The 412-nt window shown below is 70.9% G+C and carries 1 protein-coding gene; it reads right to left on the bottom strand.

Features of this window, described 5'->3' with window-relative positions:
• A partial coding sequence (locus tag I6F36_RS39120; protein WP_225173308.1) for a hypothetical protein occupies nucleotides 1-412 on the bottom strand: 412 nt, incomplete at both ends.

Here is a 412-nt window from a genome sequence, read left to right as displayed (position 1 = left end):
GCGTTGTACGCGCCGACCGTGCTCTGGACGTTGCGCACGCCGACGGCACTGGCCGTGAGCGCTGCACCGTCGAGCTGATGCGCCGTCGCCGGCACAGCGGCGTTCAGTTGCGCCAGGACGGTCGGCACGATGTCGGCCTCGCTCGGCAGCGCGGCCAGCGTGGCTTCCGACGTGGGCGCCGCCATGCCGGTCTTGCCGAGCACGGCATTGACCGGCTTGTTCAGGGCGATGAAGGCGGAGCGGTTTTCCAGCGTCGGCGCCGACGTGGTGGCCCCCGTGGCGTCCAGGCCGTGGCTGGTGGTGACGACAACGAGCCAGTCTTCGTTGGGGTTGGCGGTGCGGCGCTGGGCGATGGCAGCCTGCAGCGTGCCGAGCGCCTGGTCGACGTTGGCCAGCGCAGCGGTGTATGCAT

The sequence above is a fragment of the Bradyrhizobium sp. BRP19 genome (assembly GCF_020194195.1).
Lineage (GTDB): Bacteria > Pseudomonadota > Alphaproteobacteria > Rhizobiales > Xanthobacteraceae > Bradyrhizobium > Bradyrhizobium yuanmingense.
Note: the sequence above shows the minus strand (reverse complement) of the source record. Positions and strands in the feature narration are given on the sequence as shown.